Source organism: Vibrio sp. EA2 (genome assembly GCF_033042495.1).
Classification (GTDB): Bacteria; Pseudomonadota; Gammaproteobacteria; order Enterobacterales; family Vibrionaceae; genus Vibrio.
Map to the genome: position 1 here is coordinate 241063 of NZ_JAWLID010000003.1, position 25801 is coordinate 266863.

Consider the following 25801-nt stretch of genomic DNA (forward strand, 5'->3'; position numbering starts at 1 on the left):
GATCGCTATCGTTCTTGCCCATGGTATAAGATCCTTCTGCTTAGGCGGTTACCTCATCAGAAAGCGTTTCAATGAGCTGCTCTCGTAAGGCACTTTGCTCTTCTTCACTGAGCCTGCCTCCTGTACCGCTGGTGAGGATGAACAAGTCTTCCGCCCGTTCACCAATGGTGGTGATTTTCGCACCGTGAATATTGATATTCAAATCTGCAAATGTTCGCCCGACTTTGGCCAGTAGGCCAGGAGTGTCTAACGCAACAAACTCCATCAAGGTGTGTTTCTTACCTCGGGTCGGTAAGAAGTCCACTTTGGTTTTCACATTGAAGTGCTGAAGTTTATGTGGCGTGCGGCGAGTTTTAATCTTAGTTGGTCGACCATCTTCTAACACGTGCGTTAAATGCTTGATAACCGCAGCATGGCGAGTCTCATCGATCGCTTCACCGTGCTGATCAAGAACAATGAAGGTGTCGATGACATGGCCATCTTTACTCGTCATGATTTGAGCGTCATGCACGTTGAAGTTGCGTCTGTCGAGTTCCGCAACGACGGTAGCAAATAACGCAGGTTGGTCTTTGCTATAAACAAAAACTTCGGTGCCGCCTCGAGTGGCTTTTTTGCTGATCAATACCAATGGCTTGCTCAGATCGTCCATACGCAGTAAGTGCTCACAGTGCCATGCGATCTGCGTATGGGTATGGCGCAGGAAGTAATCTGCCTTAAAGCGTTGCCATAATACTTCTATCTCACGCGCAGAGAACCCTTCTTTACGTAACATTGCTGATGCCATTTGCTGGTTGTGACGAATACGTTCACGCACATCAACCGGGTTTTCCAATCCACGGCGAAGGGCTCGTTGCGTAGAGTAAAATAGCTCTGCAAGTAACGTTCGTTTCCAGGCGTTCCATAGTTCTGGGTTGGTCGCGCTGATATCCGCAACTGTCAGACAAACCAAGTATTCCAGTGACTCTTCATCTCGCACTTTTTTAGCGAACTCTGTAATCACATCCGGATCGTAGATATCTCTTCGCTGAGCGGTCACAGACATTAACAAGTGGTGTCTGACCAGCCAGCTGACGAGTTTCGCCTCTGGTTTCGATAACCCATGCTCTATACAGAAATCGTACGCTTCTCCCTCACCAATTACCGAGTGATCGCCGCCTCTGCCTTTACCGATGTCGTGGAAGATTGCCGCAATGATCAGTAGCTCTTTCTTTTGCATACGAGGGTAGATATCGCAACAGATCGGGTGCTTCTCGTGATTAGCCGGGTCGTTAAACGTATGAATATGCTTAAGTAATCGGATGCTGTGCTCATCGACTGTGTAAGCATGGAACAGGTCAAACTGCATCTGGCCAACAATTTGGCTCCATTGCGGAAGATAAGCCGCCATAACGCCTAGTCGATGCATCAAACTAAATGCCTTGTGCAGGGCATTTGGGTGCCGACACAACGCCAAGAATTTTTCGCGTGCGGCGGGGATAGTATGCAGAAACTTGTTCAATCGACGGCGCGCAGTTCGCAACTGACGCAAAGTCGGGGGACTGACCCCTTCAATGGTAGAATCATTTGCAATGTGCAAGAACATGTCGAGAATAGTTTCTGGCCGAGCTTGGAACAAAGCAGGCTTACGGGCTTCAATCAGTGAGCCTCTGCGCTGAAAGTCGTTATCCAGAATTTCTGCATTCTCTGTAATGCCGCCGTTGATAATGGCTTGATCAAACAGCTTGAGTAGCATTTTATTCAGCTCTGCGACGCGACGAAGGGTTCGATAAAACTCCTTCATCATCATTTCTACCCCACGGTTACCTTCGCCAACGTAGCCAAGGCTCTCTGCAACTTGTGCTTGGTGAGCGAACGTCAAACGGTTGTCGTAGCGACGCAACTCTAAGTGCAAAGCAAAGCGAACACGCCATAAAAAGTCCTGACACTCGACCAATTCTCGGTACTCTGCATCAGTCAAAAAGCCGTAACGGCTCATCTCAAGCAAAGACGTGGCGCCAAAGTGTCGACGAGCAACCCAACTGAGAGTATGAATATCGCGTAAGCCACCCGGTGTTGACTTGATGTCTGGTTCTAGATTGTAAGTGGTGTCGTGATAACGAGCATGACGTTCTCTCTGCTCTTGAATTTTGGCGCGATAAAAGGTTTCACTTGGCCAAAATGAATCGGATAAGACGACTTTTTTCAGTGCCTCGAAGGTGTCTTCGCTACCAGCCAGGAGTCGTGCTTCTTGAAGGTTGGTGGCGACAGTAAGGTCATTGCGGCCAATGTCAGCACACTCACTAACGGTTCGAACGGCATGGCCAACTTCGAGTTTAAGATCCCATAAAAGCGTAATGAACTCGCTGATTTTTGCTTCTAACGAGCCTGGCAGCTTTTTATTCGACAAAATCAGGATATCAATGTCAGATAATGGATGAAGCTCTCCGCGACCATAACCACCAACGGCCACCAGAGAAATATTGTAAATATCGTTAAAGCCAAAGTGCTGCCACAAGCGCTTTAGCAGTAAGTCCATGTATTCCGCTCGGGCGAGAACTAAGCTGGTAACGGGATGATGGTTAAGAAATTCTTGTTTTTGTTCCGAGCCAAATCTCTCTAGCTCTTGTTTTAGTTCACCGATATTGATTTGTTCATCGGTAAACGTAAGAGGGGACTGAAGTGACATATTTGCTATCCGTGCAAGCTAAAACTATTAGCAATCTAACAAATTTGATGCAGATAAAAAATATCCCCGCGAAGGCGGGGATATTTTTGAGTGAAATTATTACGCGTTTTTCATCAGACGTGGAATGGTATCGTCGCTGCGAAGTGTCAGGACTTCACAACCATCTTTCGTTACCACAATGGTGTGCTCATACTGGGCTGAGTTTTTGCCATCACCAGTGTACACTGTCCAGTCATCTTGAGCATCAACGCTGCAACCAAACTTACCAGCGTTAATCATCGGCTCGATAGTGAAGCACATCCCTTCTTTTAGGACACGGCGGTCTTTGTTCTTGTAGTGAACCACTTGTGGCTCTTCGTGGAACTCATCACCAATGCCGTGACCACAGAAGTCTTTCACAATAGAGAACTTGTTACGTGGATTGTTCTTATTGTTTTCTTTTATGTACTTCTCAATCGCCGTACCGATATCACCAACGGTAGCACCTGGTTTAACCTGACGCATACCAACGTAAAGTGCTTCTTGCGTTACCATGCACAGACGTTTATTGGCAGGAGAAACATCTCCAACCAGGAACATCTTCGATGTATCGCCGTGGTAACCTTGAGGACGCACGCTCAGATCTGCGTTTTCGTCGTTAGGGACGATAACGGTAATATCGACGTTAAGGATGTCGCCGTCTTTTAGTACTGCAGGTTTTACTTGACCGTTGCTACCAATCTCATCTTGTTCGGCTGGAATACCGTGACAAACGATGTGGTTGATAGACGTACAAATCGACTTAGGGAATCCATGGTAATCAAGTGGTGCAGAGTACGCGCCTTTTTCTAACGCGTATTCGTGACAAATTTTGTTAAGTTCTTCTGTTGTCACGCCGACCTTGATGTGCGGTTCTATCATTTCTAGAACGTCTGCGGCAAGCTTGCCCGCAATGCGCATGCGTTCGATTTCTTCAGCAGTTTTAATCTTGATTGACATTGGCTTTCTCTACTTATTCGTAAGCACGTAAACGTGCGAATGGCCGCATTCTAACAGACATCAGGCGATGAACCCAAGCCAGTTAAGAATATGAGTCATTCTTAACTAAGGTGTCGTCATGGAATAGAGGGCAAAGTGGGTCGTATCCTGACTAGCATGAGAAGTATAAGAAACAATTTTTACTAGCCATCTTGAGCTAAAATATGATATAAAGCGCGCCGGAATAGAGGTCTGTTCTCTTTGCATTGTGAAAACTAAAGCAGCGAAGCAGGTTTCATCCGATAAACTTTTATCTTTAAATCACACACATTCCGTCACATATTCCGGGGTGCTGAGCAGAAGCTTGGTCGGAGTTATGGGGGATGTGGAGGCCTAACCCCATAGAGGATTTTAAAATGGCAACTGTATCAATGCGCGATATGCTAAAAGCTGGTGTTCACTTCGGTCACCAAACTCGTTACTGGAACCCAAAAATGAAGCCATTCATCTTTGGCGCTCGTAACAAAGTTCATATCATCAACCTAGAAAAAACTGTACCAATGTTCAACGACGCTCTAGCTGAACTAGCTAAAGTTGGCGAGAAAAAAGGTAAAGTTCTATTCGTAGGTACTAAGCGCGCTGCATCTGAAGCTGTTAAAGAAGCTGCTATCGCAAGCAACCAGTTCTACGTGAACAACCGTTGGTTGGGCGGCATGCTAACTAACTACAAAACTGTTCGTCAGTCTATCAAGCGTCTAAAAGATCTTGAAGCACAGTCTACAGACGGTACTTTCGATAAACTAACTAAGAAAGAAGCTCTAATGCGTACTCGCGAAATGGAGAAGCTAGAGAAATCTCTTGGTGGTATCAAAGACATGGGCGGCCTACCAGACGCTCTATTCGTAATCGACGCTGATCACGAACACATCGCAATTAAAGAAGCTAACAACCTAGGTATTCCAGTATACGCTGTGGTAGATACTAACTCTAACCCAGACGGCGTTGACTACGTTATCCCAGGTAACGACGACGCGATCCGTGCAGTACAGCTATACCTAAACGCTGCTGGTACAGCAGTGTCTGAAGGTCGTAACAAAGACGTAGCTGCAGTTGCTGAAAAAGACGGTTTCGTAGAAGCTGAATAATAGCGGCTCTGGTCACACTTGGTCTATGTGAAACCTTTGTGTAGCATAAACTAAGTTATAGTTAGTAATGGGGGCCAACAATGTTCGGCCCCTGTTTTTTACCTTATTTCGAATCAAACGAGGAATACAGAATGGCAACTGTAACTGCTGCTCTAGTTAAAGAACTTCGCGAGCGCACAGGCGCTGGCATGATGGAATGTAAGAAAGCGCTTGTAGAAGCAAACGCAGACATCGAACTAGCAATTGAAAACATGCGTAAATCAGGCGCAGCGAAAGCAGCTAAGAAAGCTGGTAACGTTGCAGCTGAAGGCGCAATCATCATCAAAGAAGAAAACGGCGTTGCTGTTCTTCTTGAAGTTAACTGCCAAACTGACTTCGTTGCTAAAGACGGTAACTTCACTGCATTTGCAGACGAAGTTGCAGCTGCAGCTCTAGCTTCAAAAGCTTCAGTTGAAGAACTACAAGCTCAATTCGAAGAAACTCGCATCGCTCTAGTTGCTAAAATCGGTGAGAACATCAACATCCGTCGCGTACAGTACGTTGAGGGTACTGCAATCGCTTCTTACCGTCACGGTGAGAAAATCGGTGTTGTTGTTGCTGGTGAAGGCGACGCAGAAACTCTTAAGCACGTTGCAATGCACGTTGCAGCATCTAAGCCAGAGTACGTTAACCCAGAAGACGTACCAGCTGACGTAGTTGCTAAAGAGAAAGAAGTTCAAGTTGAAATCGCTATGAACGAAGGCAAGCCTGCTGAGATCGCAGAGAAGATGGTTGTTGGCCGCATGAAGAAATTCACTGGCGAAATCTCTCTAACTGGTCAAGCATTCATCATGGAGCCTAAGAAAACTGTAGGCGAAATGCTGAAAGAAAAAGGCGCTTCTGTTGCTACATTCGTTCGCCTAGAAGTAGGTGAAGGTATCGAGAAAGCAGCTGAAATGAGCTTTGCTGAAGAAGTTGCTGCGGCTCAGAAAGGTTAATCCTTAGAGACTGCATAAAGATTAGACCGTAGCCAAGGCTGCGGTCTTTTTATGAGCGGTGAACGACTAGCCGTGATGAATAGCTATAAATGAGTTTGTGTCTATTCATGACTGTTAATCAACAACTCTCTTTGGAAGGTAAACTCCATGACTACGAACCCTAAACCAGCGTATCAACGTATTCTATTAAAACTGAGTGGTGAAGCTCTTCAAGGTGAAGACGGTTTTGGTATTGATCCAGCGGTCCTGGATCGCATGGCCCAAGAAGTTAAAGAACTGGTTGAACTCGGTGTTCAGGTGGGTGTAGTTATCGGTGGCGGTAACTTATTCCGTGGTGCAGGCCTGGCAGCTGCCGGTATGAACCGTGTTGTCGGTGACCACATGGGTATGCTTGCAACAGTAATGAATGGTTTGGCAATGCGTGACGCTCTTCACCGCGCTTATGTTAACGCTCGTGTAATGTCAGCGATTCCATTAAACGGTGTATGTGATGATTACAACTGGGCAGATGCAATCAGCCAATTGCGTGGTGGCCGAGTGGTGATTTTCTCAGCGGGTACGGGTAACCCATTCTTTACCACTGACTCTGCAGCATGTTTGCGCGGTATTGAAATTGAAGCAGATATCGTTCTAAAAGCAACAAAAGTTGATGGTGTATTTACTGCTGACCCAGTAGCAAACCCTGACGCAGAGCTGTATGATAAGCTAACTTACTCAGAGGTTCTGGATAAAGAGCTTAAAGTAATGGATTTGGCTGCGTTCACACTTGCTCGTGACCACAAAATGCCTATCCGTGTATTTAACATGAACAAGCCAGGCGCACTACGTCGCGTGGTGATGGGTGAAGCAGAAGGCACGCTGATCAACTCTGACAACGCATAATTCTAGACACCATCCAAGAGGTGTTGGATGGTGTTTCGCTTTGCTCAACCCTTTTAAGCTTTCTTCAGGAAAGATGATATTTTTAAGGTGAAACCGTGATTAACGAAATTAAAAAAGACGCTCAAGAGCGCATGGACAAAAGCGTTGAATCGCTAAAGAACAACCTTGCAAAAGTTCGTACTGGTCGTGCACACCCAAGCCTACTTTCTGGTATCTCGGTAGAGTACTACGGTGCTGCTACTCCTCTAAACCAAGTAGCGAACGTTGTAGCTGAAGACGCACGTACTCTAGCAATCACAGTTTTCGACAAAGAACTCACTCAAAAAGTTGAAAAAGCGATCATGATGTCTGACCTGGGCCTAAACCCAATGTCTGCAGGTACTATCATTCGCGTTCCACTTCCACCGCTAACAGAAGAGCGTCGTAAGGATCTTGTTAAGATCGTTCGTGGTGAAGCTGAAGGTGGTCGTGTTGCGGTACGTAATATCCGTCGTGACGCAAACAACGATCTAAAAGCGCTTCTGAAAGACAAAGAAATCTCAGAAGACGAAGATCGTAAAGCACAAGACGAGATCCAAAAACTGACTGACGTTGCAGTTAAGAAGATCGACGAAGTTCTTGCTGCAAAAGAAAAAGAGTTGATGGAAGTTTAATACTCCCACCTACATCACTGTTGGAAAACGCTGTGCTCACAGCTCAGCGTTTTTTTATGTTAGTCTGTCCAACTGATGGAACTCAATTAACTCCTTATGCAAAATTCTCAAGCCTTCTCAGACTCCCTTCCTAAACATATTGCCATCATAATGGACGGTAATGGTCGTTGGGCTAAGTCCAAAGGAAAACCTCGTGTATTCGGCCACAAAAAAGGCGTGAGTGCGGTTCGTAAGACGGTCGCGGCAGCTTCTCGGCTCGGTATAAAATCGATGACGTTATTTGCTTTCAGCAGTGAAAACTGGCGTCGTCCCGAGGAGGAAGTTGGTCTTTTGATGGAACTGTTCATCTCAGTTCTGTCCAGTGAAGTAAAAAAATTACATAAGAATAACTTACAGTTGCGAGTGATCGGTGATACCAGCCGATTTAGCGAGCGTCTGCAAAAGAAAATTATCGAAGCAGAAAAGCTTACAGCGGAAAACTCCGGTATGGTGATCAACATTGCGGCAAATTATGGCGGCAAATGGGACATCACACAGGCAACCAAAGCGTTAGCACAAAAAGCACGTAATGGTGAAATACGTGTAGAGGATATAAATGAGCAATTAATCACCGAGCATTTGACCATGGCAGACTTACCAGAAGTGGATCTTCTTATCCGAACGAGTGGTGAGTGCCGTATCAGCAACTTTATGCTGTGGCAAATGGCATATGCAGAGATGTACTTTACACCAGAATACTGGCCAGAATTCGACGAAGACAGTTTAGTAGAAGCGGTAACTTGGTTTATCAACCGAGAGCGTCGTTTTGGCTGCACTGGCGAACAAGTAAAGGCATTGATGGCAGCTCAATAAGGACTAGTTAGTTTGAAACAGAGAATAATAACGGCACTAATTTTAGCTCCCCTGGTTATTTTAGGCATTTTTAAGTTACCCCTAATGGGCTTTATCATCGCATTGACAGCGATCACCTTGTTAGGATTTTGGGAGTGGACCCAGTTTACAGGCAGTCGTTCTCGAATTGCAGCCCTTATTCCGGCAGCAATTGTCACCGGACTTAGCTTTTTATACATTTCTCCTGAGGCAAATAGTCTCAACCACTTATCAACGCCTCATTTTGTGATGCTCGGTCTTGGATTTGTATGGTGGATCATTGCTAGTTTAATGGCGATTACCTACCCAAAGTCCACGAAATCTTGGCAGAGTAGCCCTTTTCTAAGGCACCTTTTTGGTTTTTTGACGTTACTTCCGTTTCTTTGGAGCGTCATTATTCTGAGAGCGACAGATATCACGGTAGATCCATACCACGGCGCAAAGCTGGTTCTTTTCGTTTGTTTCTTGGTATGGGCTGCAGACAGTGGCGCTTACTTTGCGGGTAAAAGTATGGGTAAGCGCAAAATGGCTCCAAATGTCAGTCCAAATAAGACCATTGAGGGCTTACTAGGAGGTATCATCGCCGCCTTGCTCGTTGGTTGGTTGTTCGCTGATTGGTTCAATATTCAATTCACGAGCTCTGTACATATGGTGATCATTACACTTATTACGGTTGTCATTTCCGTGCTTGGTGATTTGGTTGAAAGTATGTTCAAGCGCAGCTCAGGCATTAAAGACAGCAGTAATATCATTCCAGGGCACGGTGGTGTGCTTGATCGAATTGATAGCCTAACCGCAGCATTTCCCGTCTTTGCTCTTCTTTACTACGTATTCTAATTTATCGGGAGCGGCTTTACGCTCCTGAGTTTTTATAACGGTCTCACAACATGCAAAAGTTAACGATTCTTGGTGCAACAGGTTCAATTGGTGCAAGCACTCTTAAAGTGGTCGAACAGAATCCAGAACTATTTTCAGTTGTTGCGCTTGCAGCAGGCACTAACGTTGAAAAGATGGCGGCACTTTGTCGTAAATGGCAACCTAAATACGCTGTTATGGCGGACAAGTCTGCGGCAATTGCACTGAAATCTGAACTTTGTTCATTCGCGCCAAATATTGAGGTGCTGGGTGGTGTTGATGCCCTTTGTCACGTTGCTTCATTAGACGAAATTGATAGTGTCATGGCGGCGATTGTTGGTGCAGCCGGTTTATTGCCTACAATGTCGGCAGTAAAAGCGGGTAAGCGTGTGTTATTGGCAAACAAAGAAGCATTGGTCATGTCTGGACAGCTATTTATTGATGCGGTTCAGCAGCACGGTGCAGAGTTACTTCCTGTCGATAGCGAGCACAATGCTATTTTCCAATGTCTTCCAGAGCAAGTTCAAACCAGTTTAGGTCGATGTCATCTGGACGAGCATGGAATTTCTCATATTTTACTGACAGGCTCTGGTGGTCCATTCCGTTATACTGACATTGCTGAGTTAGAAAAAGTCACGCCAGCGCAGGCCATTGCCCACCCGAACTGGTCAATGGGGCCAAAAATCTCGGTTGACTCTGCGACAATGATGAACAAAGGCTTGGAGTACATTGAGGCGAAGTGGCTATTTAACGCATCACGTGAGCAGTTAAAAGTGATTATTCATCCGCAGTCAGTGATTCATTCCATGGTGCAGTATCGTGATGGTTCTGTTTTAGCTCAAATGGGTGAGCCTGATATGGCAACACCAATTGCGCTAACCATGTCTTACCCGTCTCGCGTTAATGCAGGGGTTAAACCGCTGGATTTCACACAGGTTGGTGAGCTGACTTTCTTGCAGCCCGACTTTGCGCGCTACCCATGCTTGAAACTGGCGATTGATGCGTGTTATGAAGGTCAACATGCGACAACGACACTGAATGCAGCGAATGAAATGACTGTTGATGCATTTCTAAATAATCGCCTTGGTTTTACTGACATAGCTCGCATCAATGAGTCGGTGTTGAATAAAATCAGTGCGAGCTGTAAAGCTGATAATGTGAATAGCTTGGAAAGCTTGTTAGAGCTAGATAGAATGGCGAGAACTATCGCCCTTGAATTGATACGCGAGCGTGGCTAATGACTGGTATTTTGTGGAATCTCGTTTCTTTTATCGTTGCACTTGGCATTCTGGTGGCTGTGCACGAGTTTGGTCACTTTTGGGTTGCGCGTCGTTGCGGCGTTAAAGTTGAAAAGTTTTCCATCGGTTTTGGTAAGTCAATCTGGAACAAGATGGGCAAAGACGGAACCGAATACAGCATCTCTATGATCCCTCTCGGCGGTTACGTCAAAATGGTAGATAGCCGTGTTGATGATGTTCCCCCACACGAAAAGCACTTAGCTTTTGACCAAAAACCGCTTTGGAAGCGCACCTCAATCGTTGCTGCTGGACCTATCTTTAACTTCTTATTCGCTATCTTTGCTTATTGGCTGGTTTTCCTTATTGGAGTGCCTGCTGTAAAGCCTGTAGTAGGTGACGTTACGCCCAATTCGATTGTTGCAGAAGCAGGAATTGAATCGGGGATGGAACTAAAAGCGATCTCTGGTATCAAAACTCCGGACTGGGAATCTGTCAATATGGGATTGATTTCTCACATTGGTGATGATTTGATGATGGTCACCGTGGCATCAAATGATGAAATCGGCTCTGAGGAGACAAAAACGCTCGACCTTAGAGATTGGAAGTTTGATCCGGAAACCGAGTCGGCGATGCGCTCGCTAGGTTTTGAACCGTATACGCCGGAAATTTATACAAGTATCCAGCAAGTTACGGAAGGTGGCGCTGCTGAGCAAGCCGGTGTATTGCCAGGAGACGAGATTGTCGAGATTGCCGGTAAAACGGTGACCGTTTGGGACGATGTGGTAGAGGCTGTACGCTCTAACCCCAATACTCCCATTGAGTTGACCGTGCTACGTGACGGTTATCATCAGTCATTGACGTTGACCCCCGGCAGTCGTGAGCTGGCTAACAAAGAAGTGATTGGCTTTGCGGGCATTGCCCCTGAAGTCGCAGAATGGCCAGAAAGTTATCGCTTCGATTTACAGTTTGGTGTATTCGAATCAATTGGCAAAGCGATTGATAAAACGGGTCAAGTTGTCGGATTGACAGTCAGCATGCTTAAGAAACTGATTGTCGGTGACGTTGGCCTGAATAATCTCAGTGGCCCTATTTCGATTGCGAAAGGGGCAGGGGCGACAGCAGACTATGGTCTGGTCTATTTTTTAGGTTTTCTCGCTCTAATTAGTGTTAACCTAGGTATTATTAACCTCGTACCTTTACCAATGTTGGATGGTGGTCATTTGCTGTTTTTTGCAATTGAAGCCGTTATTCGACGCCCAGTTCCAGAGAGAATCCAGGAAATGGGGTACCGAATTGGTGGTGCGATCATCTTCTCGCTCATGGCGTTAGCGCTATTTAATGATTTTACTCGTCTGTGAGAGTTCAGAGACATAGCAGTAGCAAGGAATAATTAGAACAAGTATGGCGATTAAGCGAATTCTATTTGCAAGTTTACTGGCGACCAGTGTGTCTGCAAATGGAGCAGAGAACTTCGTAGTTCAAGATATTGAAATCGATGGATTGCAGCGTGTGGCACTAGGTGCCGCGTTGCTGAAAATGCCTGTACGCGTCGGTGATACCATTGGCCAAGGCGATGTTGCAGAAATTATCCGCGCACTGTACGCATCTGGTAACTTTGAAGATGTGAGAGTACTGCGTGATGGTGAGGTGCTGGTTGTTCAAGTCAAAGAGCGCCCGACCATTGCAAGCATCTCATTTTCAGGCAACAAAGCGATCAAGGATGAGCAGCTACAAGAAAACCTGAACGCATCAGGTATTCGTGAAGGTGAAGCGCTTGACCGTACAACCCTGAGCAATATTGAGAAAGGCTTGGAAGACTTTTACTACAGCGTTGGTAAATATAACGCGACTGTAAAAGCCGTAGTGACTCCTTTGCCGCGTAACCGTTCCGATCTGAAGTTTGTCTTTACCGAAGGTGTATCGGCAAAAATTCAGCAAATTAACTTTATTGGTAATGAAGTCTTTTCTGACGAAGAGCTATTGTCTCGTTTCAACTTGAATGTTGACGTGCCTTGGTGGAACTTCCTCGCTGACGAAAAATACCAAAAGCAAGTGCTTGCGGGTGATATCGAAGCGCTGAAGTCTTTCTATCTCGATCGCGGTTACCTGAAATTTAACGTTGATTCAACACAGGTTGCAATCTCTCCTGACAAGAAAGGGGTATACATTACTCTTGGTTTGGAAGAGGGCGAGGTGTACACCGTTAAGGACGTAAAATTCCGTGGTGATCTTGTCGGAGAGCAAGATGCGTTCGAAGACATGGTGCCGTTTCAAAGCAGCGAAACGTATAACGGTTCGCTGGTAACATCGATGGAAGAAGGGGTTAAACGCGTTCTGGGTGAATCTGGTTACGCTTATCCGCAGGTAAATACCATTCCTGAATTTGACGATGAAAACAAAGAAGTATCGCTTGTCGTCAATGTTGATCCAGGTAATCGAATTTACGTGCGTGATATTCGCTTCACGGGTAACAACTCGACCAAAGATGAAGTGCTTCGTCGTGAGATGCGCCAGATGGAAGGCAGCTGGTTAAACTCAAAGTCGATTGAAACAGGTAAAACTCGTCTGAATCGCCTTGGTTACTTTGAAAACGTTGAAGTACAAACCGTTCGTGTACCAGGCAGTGATGACCAGGTTGATCTGGTTTACTCTGTGAAAGAGGCGAACTCCGGTAGCGTGAACTTTGGCGTGGGCTACGGTACAGAATCCGGTGTGAGCTTCCAGGTTGGTCTGCAGCAGGACAACTTCTTAGGAAGTGGTAATCGCGTTGGTATTAACGCCATGATGAACGATTACCAGAAGAACATCAGCCTGGACTACCGAGACCCATACTGGAACCTTGATGGGGTCAGTTTGGGCGGCAAGATCTTCTACGATGAGTTCGAAGCTTCTGAAGCGGGTATTGTTGACTACACCAACCAAAGTTACGGTGGTAGCCTGACATGGGGTTTTCCGTTCGATGAGCTAAACCGCTTTGAGTTCGGTGTTGGTTACACGCACAACAAGATCGGTAACTTATCACCTTACTTACAGGTAGAGCAGTTCTTACGTGCGCAAGCTGACAATATTGACTCAGATGGTTCATTGAACACCAACGATTTTGACATCAATATCTCCTGGACACGTAACAACCTCAACCGTGGATACTTCCCAACGGCGGGTAACCACCAACGCGCGTTTTACAAAATGACAGTTCCTGGCTCTGACGTTCAGTATTTCAAAATGCAGTACGATGTTCGTCAATACATGCCACTGACTGAAAAGCATGAGTTCACTCTCCTGTTCCGTGGTCGTTTAGGATACGGTAACGGTTACGGTGAAACGAATGGTAACGATAACTTGTTCCCATTCTACGAAAACTACTACGCGGGTGGCTTTACATCACTACGTGGTTTTGGCTCTAACTCGGTAGGTCCAAAAGCGGTTTACCGTGATTACTCTGGCGCAAACAATGGCGCCGATACGGCAACAGACGATGCTGTAGGTGGTAACGCTGTCGCATTAGCAAGCCTAGAGTTGATCGTTCCAACTCCGTTCGCATCAGACGAGGTTCGTAACCAAATTCGTACCAGTATCTTCTTTGATATGGCAAGTGTCTGGGATACAGAATTTGACTACCGTAACTCAGGCGCGGAATACGGTGATAAATACTATTACGACTACTCAGATCCAACCAATTACCGCTCGTCTTACGGTGCGGCGTTGCAATGGATGTCTCCAATGGGGCCTCTAGTATTCTCACTAGCGAAACCAATTAAGAAATATGATGGCGATGATGAAGAATTCTTCACATTCACTATCGGTCGAACCTTCTAAAGAGGAAAATATTTTGAATAAAATGATCAAAGCGGCTGGGATTGGCCTTCTTGTACTTGGCTCATCAATGTTTGCAAACGCGGCAGAAGCGGCGCAAAAAATTGCTTACGTAAACACAGGTCAAGTTTTTCAAGCACTTCCTCAGCGTGAAGTTGTTCTGCAAAAAATGCAGAAAGATTTTAAAGGTAAAGCCGACGAGCTTAAGAAAATTCAATCTCAAGCTAAAACGAAGATTGAGAAGCTACAACGCGATGGCGAGCTTCTAGGTCAAGACGAAATCGAAAAACTGCGTATCGATATTGCAAAGCTAGACAGCGAATACAAAGTGAAAGCTCAGGCGTTAGAAAAAGCAAGTGCTCGTCGTGAAGCGGAAGAAAAAGCGAAGCTATTTAAAACGATTCAAGACGCTGTGGCAAAAGTCGCTAAAAACAAAGGTTACGATCTAGTGATTGACAGCTCTATGCTTCAATTTGCTAAACCAGAATACAATATCTCTGAAGACGTAATTAAAGCTCTAAAATAAGAAGTTATGAAAACATTAACATTAGCCGAGTTGGCAACGATTACTGGTGGCGAATTATTTGGTGATGACACACTTGTTGTTAACCGTGTTGCACCAATGGATAAAGCACAAGAAGGTGACGTAACCTTCTTGTCTAACCCAAAATATGCAAAGCATCTGTCTGAGTGTAAAGCGACAGTCGTAATGGTGAAGGCAGAGCATAAAGACAAGTGTGTGGGTAACGCTCTTGTTGTTGCGGACCCTTATGTTGCTTTTGCTCATGTTGTCCAGGCGATGGACACAACACCAAAACCTGCTGCAGATATTGCTCCAAGTGCTGTGATCGCATCGGATGTAAAGATGGGAGAGAATGTTGCAGTTGGGGCAAACGCCGTTATTGAAACGGGCGTAGAACTTGGCGACAACGTAATTGTTGGGGCTGGTTGCTTTATCGGTAAAAACGTTAAGCTAGGCAACAATACCAAGCTTTGGGCTAATGTTACTCTTTATCATGAAGTTTCACTGGGCGATGATTGTTTAGTTCAATCTGGTACGGTGATCGGCTCTGATGGTTTTGGTTATGCAAATGACAAAGGCGAGTGGATTAAAATCCCGCAACTTGGCTCTGTGCGAATCGGAAACCGTGTTGAGATCGGGGCATGTACGACGATCGACCGAGGCGCTTTAGAAGATACGGTTATTGAAGACAACGTCATTCTTGATAACCAGCTTCAAATCGCTCATAACGTTCACATCGGATATGGTACTGTGATGCCAGGTGGTACTATTGTCGCGGGCAGTACTACAATTGGTAAATACTGTCAGATCGGCGGCGCGTCGGTTCTGAACGGGCACATCACCATTGCAGATGGTGTCGCTATCACCGGTATGAGCATGGTAATGCGCAGTATCGACGAGAAAGGCCTTTACTCATCAGGTATTCCACTACAGACGAACAAAGAGTGGCGTAAAACCGCAACTCGAGTTCACCGTATTGACGAGATGAATAAACGTTTGAAAGCCGTTGAGAAACTGCTGGAACCAAAAGAAGAATCTTAGTTCCATATTCTGAACAAAGACTCGCGAAATGCGGGTCTTTTTCTTCTATAATAACGCGCTATTAGTATATTTATTATCAAGTTGGTATACACTTTGCTGGCATTTTGAATAATTGCGGCTATTGCCGCTGCCATGCCATCTTGGTTCTAGAGAATTTATATAGGAATACGACTTTGACTACTGAAAAGAAAACGATGAACATCTCTGAGATTCAAGAGCTTTTACCTCATCGCTACCCATTCTTATTGATCGACCGTGTGACAGACTTCCAAGAAGAGAAGTACCTTCATGCGATTAAAAATGTGTCGGTTAACGAACCTCAGTTCACAGGTCACTTTCCTCAACTACCCGTATTTCCAGGTGTTTTGATTCTGGAAGCGATGGCTCAGGCTACGGGATTATTGGCATTTAAATCATTTGGTGCACCAACAGAGAATGAACTGTACTACTTTGCTAGTGTTGACGGCGCAAAATTCCGTAAACCAGTCGTACCTGGTGACCAATTGGTGATTGAAGTTGAATTTCTGAAAGAGCGCCGTGGCATTGCTGCATTTAGTGGTGTGGCAAAAGTAGACGGCGAAGTAGTATGTTCAGCAGAGCTGAAGTGTGCTCGTCGAGAGTTTTAATATGATTCATGAAACCGCGAAAATCCACCCAGCCGCGGTGGTAGAAGAAGGTGCCAAAATTGGCGCTAATGTGACTGTTGGTCCATTCACCTACATTACCTCAACGGTTGAAATCGGTGAAGGCACAGAAGTCATGTCTCATGTTGTTATTAAAGGCCATACCACAATTGGTAAAGATAACCGTATTTTCCCGCATGCTGTGATTGGTGAAGAAAACCAAGACAAGAAGTATGGCGGCGAAGATACCACTGTGGTTATTGGCGATCGTAATGTGATTCGCGAAGCGGTTCAGGTTCATCGTGGTACTGTCCAAGATAAAGCAACTACGGTTATCGGTGACGATAATCTATTGTGTGTGAATGCTCATATTGCGCACGACGTCGTGGTAGGAAATCACACTCACATCGGTAATAACTCGATTTTGGGTGGTCACGTTACCGTTGATGACTACGCTGGTGTGATGGCACTTTCTGCAATTCACCCGTTCTGTACAGTTGGTGCTTACGCTTATGTTGGTGGCTGTTCTGCGGTTGTTCAGGACGTTCCAGCTTACGTACTCGCACAAGGTAACCATGCTACGCCATTTGGCTTGAATTTAGTTGGTTTGAAGCGTAACGGTTTCGAAAAACCAGAAATTCGCGCTCTGCAAAAGGCGTACAAAGAAATCTACCGTTCTGGTAAAACACTGGAAGAAGTGAAGCCTGTGTTAGCGGAAATGGCGCAAGAGTTTCCTGCAGTGAAGCGTTTCTGTGACATTCTGGAAACCACGGAACGTGGCATCATTCGTTAATTTACGGATGGTTAAATAATGTGAAAAGATCGCGCCTGAATTAGGCTGCGGTCTTTTTGTGTTTTATGGATAGGGCAATTCTTTATCCATAGCGCACAGTAAAAATAGCGAAGTAGATATGGAAAAACCATTACGTATTGGCATCATTGCCGGAGAGCTTTCTGGTGATACGCTAGGTGAAGGCTTTATCAAAGCGGTGAAAGATCAGTATCCAAACGCGGAGTTTGTCGGCATTGGCGGCCCTAAAATGATCGCTCAAGGCTGTGAGTCCCTCTTCGATATGGAAGAGCTAGCGGTAATGGGCTTAGTGGAAGTGCTAGGACGTTTGCCACGCTTACTTAAAGTCAAAGCTGAGCTGGTTAAATACTTCACTCAAAACCCACCAGATGTCTTTGTCGGTATTGATGCGCCAGATTTCAACTTACGACTGGAGTTGGATTTAAAACAAGCCGGGATCAAAACGGTTCATTATGTCAGCCCTTCTGTTTGGGCTTGGCGTCAAAAGCGTATCTTTAAGATCGAAGCTGCGACGAATCTGGTTTTGGCTTTTCTTCCGTTCGAAAAATCGTTTTACGACAAGTTTAATGTGCCATGTGAATTTATTGGCCACACGCTGGCCGATGCCATTCCACTTTGTTCCGAGCAAGCTCCGGCCAGAGAATTGCTTGGCTTAGCGCAAGATAAAAAATGGTTAGCCGTACTGCCTGGCAGTCGTGGTAGTGAATTGAAAATGCTATCACAGCCGTTTATTGAAACTTGTCAGCGACTACACAAGAAATACCCGGATTTGGGTTTTGTCGTGGCTCTTGTGAATCAAAAGCGTCGTGAGCAATTTGAGCAAGCGTGGAAAGAGCACGCGCCTGAATTGGACTTTAAGCTGGTGGATGATACTGCACGCAACGTGATTACCGCTTCGGATGCGGTCATGCTGGCATCGGGGACGGTTGCACTGGAATGTATGCTGCTAAAGCGTCCTATGGTTGTTGGTTATCGTGTTAATGCATTGACGGCGTTTTTGGCCAAACGTCTGCTAAAGACCAAATATGTCTCACTACCAAACATTCTTGCCGATGACGAGTTGGTCAAAGAGTATTTGCAGGATGAATGCACATCGGAAAACCTGTTTGCAGAAGTCTCTCGTCTACTGGAAAGCGACAACAGAGCAATGATAGACAAGTTTACTGAAATGCATCACTGGATCCGCAAAGATGCTGATCAACAAGCCGCAAACGCGGTATTAAAACTGATTGATAAATAGAGAACCACATGGTTGCTAAAGCTAAGTCTACCAAAACCAAGACGACAAAAACAAAAGTCGAACTTCCTCCGTTTGAAATTCCATCAGGCTACCAGCTTATTGCTGGTGTCGACGAAGTAGGGCGTGGTCCTTTGGTCGGGGATGTCGTGACTGCGGCGGTTATTTTAGATCCGAACAACCCGATCGAGGGGCTAACTGACTCGAAAAAGCTCAGCGAGAAAAAGCGCTTGGCGCTACTTCCTGAAATAAAAGAAAAAGCACTTGCTTGGGCTGTGGGTCGTTGTTCGCCACAAGAGATTGATGAGCTGAATATTCTTCAAGCGACCATGGTAGCAATGCAGCGTGCGATTGCTGGCTTACATGTTCAGCCGGAGTTAGTACTTATTGACGGCAACCGTTGTCCAGAGTTGCCAATGGATTCACAAGCGGTGGTTAAAGGGGACTTGCGAGTGGCAGAGATCAGTGCCGCGTCTATCATTGCTAAAGTCGTGCGTGATACCGAAATGGAAGAGCTGGACATGCAATACCCTCAGTTTGGCTTTGCAAAACACAAAGGCTATCCAACCAAAGCGCACTTTGAAGCGATAGAGCAGCATGGTGTGATCGCCGAACACCGTAAGAGCTTTAAACCCGTAAAGAAAGCCTTAGGCATAGAATAACTTATGGGGTGAATTGGAGTTATAAACCCAGCCCCTTTAGGTTAGAATCCCCAACAAAATAGAGTTACACGGTACTGTTAATGTCAGATCCCAAGTTCATTCATCTTCGAGTTCACAGTGATTTTTCGATGGTGGATGGTATCAACAAAGTTCCACCGATAGTTAAAAAAGTTGCCGAACTCGGCATGCCTGCGATGGCATTGACCGACTTCACCAACCTGTGTGGTTTGGTGAAGTTTTACGGCACAGCACATGGCTGCGGTGTTAAACCGATCATCGGCGCAGATTTTAAAATGCAATCTGATGAGTTCGGTGAGGAGCTGACACAGCTAACATTACTGGCGGCAGATAATGTGGGTTACAAAAACCTGACGTTGCTTATCTCCAAAGCTTACTTACGCGGTCATATCCAGCATCATCCCGTGATTGATAAGGCTTGGCTTGCCGAGATGTCAGAAGGTCTTATCGTCCTTTCTGGTGGTAAAAATGGTGATATCGGCAAAGCGCTACTTAAAGGTAACCGGAATTTAGTACAGAGCTGTGTTGAGTTTTATAAGCAGCACTTCCCAGACCGTTATTACCTAGAGCTGCTGCGTACTGGCCGCCCGGATGAAGAAACTTACTTGCACTTTGCGGTGGAGCTGGCTGAACAAGTCGACCTGCCTGTCGTGGCAACCAACGAAGTGGTGTTTCTAAGCGCAGATCGCTTTGATGCCCATGAAATTCGCGTCGCGATTCACGATGGTTACACACTAGAAGATCCGCGCCGACCAAAGAACTACAGCCCACAGCAGTACCTTCGCACTGAAGAGGAAATGTGTGAGCTATTTGCGGATATTCCTGAAGCGCTAGAGAACAGTGTCGAGATTGCGAAGCGCTGTAACGTAACCGTGCGTCTTAATGAATACTTCCTGCCAGCTTTCCCGACTGAGGGCATGAAAGAGACCGAATTCCTGGTCATGAAATCACGCGAAGGTCTGGAAGAGCGTCTGGAGTTCCTGTTTCCGGATGAACAAGAACGCAAACAACGTCGCCCTGAATACGATGAGCGTCTGCAAATCGAGCTGGATGTTATCAACCAGATGGGCTTCCCGGGATACTTCCTGATCGTAATGGAGTTCATCCAGTGGTCAAAAGATAATGATATTCCGGTAGGCCCAGGGCGTGGTTCGGGTGCCGGTTCTCTGGTGGCATACGCACTGAAAATCACCGACCTTGATCCGCTGGAATATGATCTTCTATTCGAACGTTTCTTGAACCCTGAACGTGTATCCATGCCCGATTTCGATGTCGACTTCTGTATGGATAAACGCGATCAGGTGATCGATCACGTAGCGGAAATGTACGGACGTGATGCGGTATCTCAGATCATTACCTTTGGTACCATGGCGGCCAAAGCGGTAATCCGAGATGTGGGGCGTGTTCTTGGCCACCCATTTGGTTTTGTCGACCGAATCTCGAAGCTCATTCCGCCAGACCCAGGCATGACGCTTGATAAGGCGTTTAAAGCAGAACCTGCGCTACCTGAACTCTATGAGGCCGATGAGGAAGTCAAAGAGCTCATCGATATGTGTCACATATTGGAAGGCTGTACACGAAACGCAGGTAAGCACGCGGGTGGTGTGGTTATCTCACCAACCACGATCACCGACTTCGCGCCAATTTATGCGGATGCAGAAGGGCATTTCCCGGTCACACAGTTTGATAAAAACGACGTAGAAACCGCCGGGTTGGTTAAGTTCGACTTCTTGGGTCTGCGTACACTAACCATCATTGACTGGGCACTCGGCTTGATTAACCCGCGCTTAGAGCGTGAAGGTAAAGAGCCGGTTCGCATAGAATCGATACCGCTTGACGATCAGGCGTCGTTCCGTTTGCTACAAAACTCAGAAACCACCGCCGTCTTCCAGTTGGAATCGCGTGGTATGAAAGAGTTGATCAAGCGACTTCAGCCAGACTGTTTTGAAGACATTATCGCACTGGTAGCACTATTCCGTCCGGGCCCATTGCAATCAGGCATGGTAGATAACTTTATCGACCGTAAACATGGCCGTGAAGCGATCTCTTACCCTGATGAAAAGTGGCAGCATGAATCATTAAAAGAGACCCTGGAGCCAACATACGGCATTATCCTTTATCAGGAACAGGTAATGCAGATTGCTCAGGTGCTAGCCGGTTATACCCTTGGGGGCGCAGATATGCTGCGTCGTGCAATGGGTAAGAAAAAACCTGAAGAGATGGCCAAGCAGCGTGCAATCTTTGAGCAGGGTGCTATCAATAATGGTATTGATGGCGAACTTGCGATGAAAATCTTCGACTTGGTAGAGAAGTTCGCCGGTTACGGCTTTAACAAATCGCACTCTGCCGCATACGCCTTGGTTTCTTACCAAACATTATGGCTAAAAATGCATTATCCAGCTGAGTTTATGGCTGCGGTAATGACTGCCGACATGGATAACACTGAAAAAGTGGTTGGTCTGGTGGACGAATGTTTCCGTATGAAGCTTACGGTACTGCCGCCGGACATTAACTCAGGGTTGTACCGCTTTAATGTTGATGAAAACGGCGCTATTGTTTACGGTATCGGAGCGATTAAAGGCGTAGGGGAAGGCCCAATTGATGCGATACTGGAAGCGAGAAATAAAGGCGGTCACTTTAAAGACCTGTTTGATTTCTGTGCTCGTATCGATCTGAAACGTGTTAATAAGCGTGTTATTGAAAAGCTGATCTACGCTGGTGCACTAGATAGACTTGGCCCTCATCGCGCGGCTATGATGGCGTCATTGAATGATGCAGTGAAAGCCGCGAGTCAGCACCACCAGGCGGAAGCATTTGGTCAGGCGGATATGTTCGGTGTATTAACCGATGCACCAGAAGAAGTGGAGCACAAATATACCCAGGTTCCTGCGTGGCCAGAAAAAGTTTGGCTGGACGGAGAACGCGAAACGCTGGGTTTATATTTGACTGGGCACCCCATTAACGCGTATTTGAAGGAACTAAACAAATACACCAGTTGTCGACTAAAAGAAGCCACGCCAACACGTCGGGACCAGTCGGTGACGGTCGCTGGTTTGGTAATTGCTGCTCGTGTGATGACAACCAAGCGGGGAACACGTATTGGTCTCATGACATTAGATGATCGAAGCGGTCGAATGGAGGTGATGCTTTTCTCCGATGCGCTGGATCGGTATGCTGAACTTCTCGAAAAAGACAGAATTTTGGTCGTTTCAGGACAGGTCAGCTTTGATGACTTCAACGGTGGCCTTAAAATGTCGGCGCGTGAAGTTATGGATCTCGGCAGCGCGCGTGAAAAATACGCTCGTGGTTTGTCGGTATCGATTGATGCAAACCAGATCAATGATCAATTCTTTGAGCAGTTCAGTCGTATTTTAGAGCCGCACAAAGCCGGAACCGTCCCCGTCAATGTATACTACCAGCGTGCCGACGCCAGAGCGCGGTTAACATTGGGCACCGAATGGCGGGTAACGCCAAGTGATACATTAATAGATGATTTAAAGCAGTTACTTGGAACAAACCAGGTAGAACTCGAATTTAACTAAAAATTCAGCGCAATACGTTAGACGCTGAGTCAACAAGGATTCATCGATGAGCCTAAACTTTCTTGAATTTGAAAAGCCAATTGCAGAACTAGAAGCAAAAATTGAAGCCCTGCGCGATGTATCTCGCCACGGCGGTGATGCTGCGGTTGACCTGGATAAAGAAATCGAACAGCTTGAGAAGAAAAGCCTGGAACTGAAGAAAAAAACATTCAGCAACTTAGGTGCATGGGAAACAGCTCAACTGGCTCGTCACCCATTACGTCCATACACGCTGGACTACATTCAGCACGCATTCGAAGAGTTTGATGAGCTAGCGGGTGACCGTGCTTTTGCCGATGACAAAGCAATTGTCGGCGGTATTGCGCGTTTGGATGGTCGACCTGTTATGATCATCGGCCACCAAAAAGGCCGCGAAACCAAAGAAAAAGTAAAACGTAACTTTGGTATGCCAAAACCTGAAGGTTACCGCAAAGCATTACGCTTGATGGAAATGGCTGAGCGTTTCAACATGCCAATCATCACATTCATCGATACTGCGGGTGCATATCCAGGTGTTGGTGCGGAAGAGCGTGGTCAGTCTGAAGCGATCGCGAAAAACCTGAAAGTGATGTCTGGTCTTAAAGTGCCAGTAATCTGTAACGTTGTTGGTGAAGGTGGTTCAGGTGGTGCACTTGCGATTGGTGTGGGTGACTACGTGAACATGCTTCAGTACTCTACTTACTCTGTTATTTCACCTGAAGGCTGTGCTTCTATCCTATGGCGTGATTCTGATAAAGCGCCACAGGCAGCAGAAGCCATGGGTCTGACAGCGCCACGTCTTAAAGAGCTTGAGCTTATCGATGAAATCATCGAAGAGCCTCTTGGCGGCGCACACCGTAACCACGTTGAAATGGCTGAAAACATGAAGGCAACTTTGCTTCGTCAGCTGGAAGATTTAGAACAACTTGACGAAGAGTCGCTACGTGAGCGTCGTTACCAGCGTCTGATGAGCTACGGTTACTGCTGATATCTGGTTAGATAACGGATAAAATAGAAAGGGTTGGATGTGAGTCCAGCCCTTTTTTGTTTTGATCGGATTGCTTATGGAATCGCTTTATCAGCATTTTACACAATTAGTGACAGCGCATTACCAGCCCAAGTCGAAGGTCGTTCTCGCTTTTAGCGGCGGAATCGATTCGCGCTTATTGTTAGAGCTACTAGGTCGTTATCAGCGCGAATACGAAATACCGTGCCACGCAGTCTACGTTCATCATGGATTGAGTAGTAACGCCGATGATTGGGCGCATAAGTGTCAGTTGTGGGCACAGCAAGCGGGAATTTCGTGCGACGTCGAACATGTAAGCTTGGACGTCAATAGCGGGGAAAGCATAGAATTACTCGCCCGCGAAGCGCGTTATCAAGCGTTGGCGAAGCACATTGATAGCGGTGACCTTCTTCTGACTGGGCAACACGCCGATGATCAGCTTGAAACCTTTCTTCTAGCGCTTAAACGTGGCAGTGGCCCTAAAGGCTTGTCATGCATGGCAGAAAGTACCCCATTTTCTGCTGGTACACTTGTTAGACCATTGCTGACGACCCGACGAGAACAAATAGAGGCTATTGCTCAGTCTTTACAACTTGAGTGGGTGGAAGATGAAAGTAATCAGGATACTCGCTACGACCGAAACTTTTTGCGTCACCGCGTAGTACCCGAATTGTCTCAACGCTGGCCGAGTATTCACCAAGCAGTACAACGCAGTGCATCTTTATGTGCTCAGCAAGAAACGTTATTAGACGAACTGCTTAACGACGTTTTTTATCGTGCGTTGCAAGCCGATCTCAGTCTGGATATTGCGGAGTTAGCATCTCACAGTGAACTTGCCCGGGCTCGTTTGCTCCGTATGTGGTTAGTGAAACATAACGCTAATATGCCCACTCAAGTGCAACTAGGCTTAATTTGGAGTGAAGTGGTATTAGCACAGCAAGACGCCAACCCAATACTTAAGTTAAAGCAGGGTGAGGTTCGCCGTTTCCGGAATAAACTCTACTGGGTGACGGAACCAGCGGAGGTTTCCAGTTGGCAAAGCCCTATTCAAGTGAATTCACCGCTTGTTCTGCCAGCTAATTTGGGAGAGCTTACTTTAAGTACGACAACCGAACAGCCAACTATTGCTTTGCCGCCTCAGCCGGAGCGCTTAAACGTTACGTTTAATCCAGAAGGGTTGTCGGCGCATCCAGTAAGACGTAATCACAGTCGTAAATTAAAAAAGCTGTTTCAAGAGTACCATGTACCGAGTTGGCTACGTCGCCAGATACCGATTCTTATGTTTCAAGATCAGGTGGTTGCGGTAGCCGATTTGTTTGTTGATAAGGCATTCAGTGGCCAAGACTGTGAGCTGATATGGCGTAAGCCTCGGTAATTCGTGACACAATATCGAACATAAAATGCATTTCCAATTAAAAACGATAAGGTGAAGCAATGAAGAAAGTAATCATGGGCGCAATGATGGCGCTTACCATGTTATCTGGGCAAGCATTCGCGGCAGGAGATGTTGCCGCTGGTCAGGCAAAGGCTGCGGTATGTGCGGCTTGCCATGGTGCGGACGGCATCGCTACCATCCCCGGGTACCCAAACCTGAAAGGGCAGAATGCTCAATACATCATCAGTTCAATCAAAGCCTACAAAAACAAAGAGCGTAATGGTGGGCTTGCCGCAGTCATGCAGGCACAAGCGTCACTGCTTTCTGATGATGATATCGCTAACTTAGCGGCTTACTACTCCAGCTTGTAGTCGCCCATCCATCATTCGCGTTAACTGAAGCCAGAGACTCACACTGGCTTTATTATTTTTGCTTTTATAAACTCCATCAAACTCAAGATTTTACGACACCAAAACGAGACAAAGATTGAATGTTGTAAGACGGTAAACGATAATATCCCCATACGATTAAAGCTTAAGGGATGAACATGAAGAAGATTGAAGCGATTATCAAGCCATTTAAACTGGATGATGTTCGAGAAGCATTGGCTGAAGTTGGCATCACAGGGATGACGGTTTCTGAAGTCAAAGGTTTTGGTCGTCAGAAGGGTCACACGGAGCTATACCGTGGTGCAGAATACATGGTGGATTTCCTACCTAAAGTGAAACTTGAAATCGTAGTGACCGAAGATGTCGCAGATAAGTGCGTAGAAACCATTATCGAAACGGCGCAAACCGGTAAAATTGGTGACGGCAAGATCTTCGTAACGGATGTAGAACGTGTTATCCGTATTCGTACCGGCGAAGAAGACGAAGACGCGATTTAATTTT

At 46.1% G+C, this 25801-nt stretch carries 22 protein-coding genes; 20 read left to right on the forward strand and 2 right to left on the reverse strand.

From position 1 onward, the window contains the following. Positions 1–40: 40 nt before the first annotated feature. Positions 41–2665: a bifunctional uridylyltransferase/uridylyl-removing protein GlnD gene (glnD, locus tag RXX31_RS09090; RefSeq protein ID WP_317588863.1), complete on the reverse strand. Its 2625-nt coding sequence runs from the start codon at positions 2663–2665 to the stop codon at positions 41–43. Positions 2666–2764: 99 nt separating this feature from the next. Continuing rightward, positions 2765–3643, reverse strand: a complete 879-nt coding sequence (gene map, locus RXX31_RS09095) for a type I methionyl aminopeptidase (protein WP_317588865.1) — start codon at positions 3641–3643, stop codon at positions 2765–2767. Positions 3644–4038: 395 nt separating this feature from the next. Between map and rpsB the strand changes: the two genes are divergently transcribed. From rpsB to glnB, 20 genes are all read left to right on the forward strand, one after another. After that, positions 4039–4767, forward strand: coding sequence for a 30S ribosomal protein S2 (rpsB, locus tag RXX31_RS09100; RefSeq protein ID WP_317588867.1), 729 nt, complete (start codon positions 4039–4041; stop codon positions 4765–4767). Positions 4768–4898: 131 nt separating this feature from the next. Then, a complete protein-coding gene (gene tsf / locus RXX31_RS09105; protein ID WP_317588869.1) occupies positions 4899–5744 on the forward strand; it encodes a translation elongation factor Ts in 846 nt (281 codons plus the stop codon). Positions 5745–5891: 147 nt separating this feature from the next. After that, the gene (pyrH, locus tag RXX31_RS09110; RefSeq protein ID WP_317588870.1) at positions 5892–6626 is read left to right on the forward strand and encodes a UMP kinase; all 735 of its coding nucleotides are present in this window, start codon (positions 5892–5894) and stop codon (positions 6624–6626) included. A gap of 95 nt (positions 6627–6721) precedes the next feature. Then, positions 6722–7279: a ribosome recycling factor gene (gene frr / locus RXX31_RS09115; protein ID WP_317588871.1), complete on the forward strand. Its 558-nt coding sequence runs from the start codon at positions 6722–6724 to the stop codon at positions 7277–7279. A gap of 96 nt (positions 7280–7375) precedes the next feature. Beyond that, on the forward strand, positions 7376–8131 hold the full coding sequence (locus tag RXX31_RS09120; RefSeq protein WP_317588872.1) for an isoprenyl transferase: 756 nt from the start codon (positions 7376–7378) through the stop codon (positions 8129–8131). Positions 8132–8143: 12 nt separating this feature from the next. Next, positions 8144–8986, forward strand: a complete 843-nt coding sequence (locus RXX31_RS09125) for a phosphatidate cytidylyltransferase (RefSeq protein ID WP_317588874.1) — start codon at positions 8144–8146, stop codon at positions 8984–8986. Between the two features lie 50 nt (positions 8987–9036). Next, a complete protein-coding gene (gene ispC, locus RXX31_RS09130; RefSeq protein WP_317588875.1) occupies positions 9037–10242 on the forward strand; it encodes a 1-deoxy-D-xylulose-5-phosphate reductoisomerase in 1206 nt (401 codons plus the stop codon). Then, positions 10242–11600: a sigma E protease regulator RseP gene (gene rseP / locus RXX31_RS09135; RefSeq protein ID WP_317588877.1), complete on the forward strand. Its 1359-nt coding sequence runs from the start codon at positions 10242–10244 to the stop codon at positions 11598–11600. Before ispC ends, rseP begins: the two co-directional genes overlap by 1 nt. Before the next feature lie 43 nt (positions 11601–11643). After that, positions 11644–14058, forward strand: coding sequence for an outer membrane protein assembly factor BamA (bamA, locus tag RXX31_RS09140; protein WP_317588878.1), 2415 nt, complete (start codon positions 11644–11646; stop codon positions 14056–14058). Between the two features lie 13 nt (positions 14059–14071). Beyond that, positions 14072–14581 carry an OmpH family outer membrane protein gene (locus RXX31_RS09145; RefSeq protein ID WP_317588880.1) on the forward strand — a complete coding sequence of 170 codons (510 nt, stop codon included), beginning with the start codon at positions 14072–14074 and terminating at the stop codon, positions 14579–14581. Between the two features lie 6 nt (positions 14582–14587). Then, positions 14588–15619 carry a UDP-3-O-(3-hydroxymyristoyl)glucosamine N-acyltransferase gene (gene lpxD, locus RXX31_RS09150; RefSeq protein WP_317588881.1) on the forward strand — a complete coding sequence of 344 codons (1032 nt, stop codon included), beginning with the start codon at positions 14588–14590 and terminating at the stop codon, positions 15617–15619. 173 nt (positions 15620–15792) lie between these two features. Beyond that, positions 15793–16245, forward strand: a complete 453-nt coding sequence (gene fabZ / locus RXX31_RS09155) for a 3-hydroxyacyl-ACP dehydratase FabZ (RefSeq protein WP_317588882.1) — start codon at positions 15793–15795, stop codon at positions 16243–16245. Position 16246: 1 nt separating this feature from the next. Next, a complete protein-coding gene (gene lpxA / locus RXX31_RS09160) occupies positions 16247–17035 on the forward strand; it encodes an acyl-ACP--UDP-N-acetylglucosamine O-acyltransferase (RefSeq protein WP_317588883.1) in 789 nt (262 codons plus the stop codon). Between the two features lie 118 nt (positions 17036–17153). Beyond that, the gene (gene lpxB / locus RXX31_RS09165; protein ID WP_317588885.1) at positions 17154–18293 is read left to right on the forward strand and encodes a lipid-A-disaccharide synthase; all 1140 of its coding nucleotides are present in this window, start codon (positions 17154–17156) and stop codon (positions 18291–18293) included. Positions 18294–18301: 8 nt separating this feature from the next. Next, positions 18302–18952 carry a ribonuclease HII gene (gene rnhB / locus RXX31_RS09170; protein WP_317588886.1) on the forward strand — a complete coding sequence of 217 codons (651 nt, stop codon included), beginning with the start codon at positions 18302–18304 and terminating at the stop codon, positions 18950–18952. Between the two features lie 80 nt (positions 18953–19032). Then, entirely contained in the window at positions 19033–22512 is a 3480-nt protein-coding gene (gene dnaE, locus RXX31_RS09175) for a DNA polymerase III subunit alpha (protein WP_317588887.1), read from the forward strand. A gap of 46 nt (positions 22513–22558) precedes the next feature. Then, the gene (gene accA / locus RXX31_RS09180) at positions 22559–23518 is read left to right on the forward strand and encodes an acetyl-CoA carboxylase carboxyl transferase subunit alpha (protein WP_317588888.1); all 960 of its coding nucleotides are present in this window, start codon (positions 22559–22561) and stop codon (positions 23516–23518) included. Between the two features lie 76 nt (positions 23519–23594). Then, on the forward strand, positions 23595–24911 hold the full coding sequence (gene tilS, locus RXX31_RS09185; protein WP_317588889.1) for a tRNA lysidine(34) synthetase TilS: 1317 nt from the start codon (positions 23595–23597) through the stop codon (positions 24909–24911). Between the two features lie 59 nt (positions 24912–24970). Continuing rightward, complete coding sequence (locus RXX31_RS09190; protein WP_317588890.1) at positions 24971–25282, forward strand: cytochrome c; 312 nt, start codon at positions 24971–24973, stop codon at positions 25280–25282. 176 nt (positions 25283–25458) lie between these two features. Continuing rightward, on the forward strand, positions 25459–25797 hold the full coding sequence (gene glnB / locus RXX31_RS09195; protein WP_014232746.1) for a nitrogen regulatory protein P-II: 339 nt from the start codon (positions 25459–25461) through the stop codon (positions 25795–25797). Positions 25798–25801 lie beyond the last annotated feature (4 nt).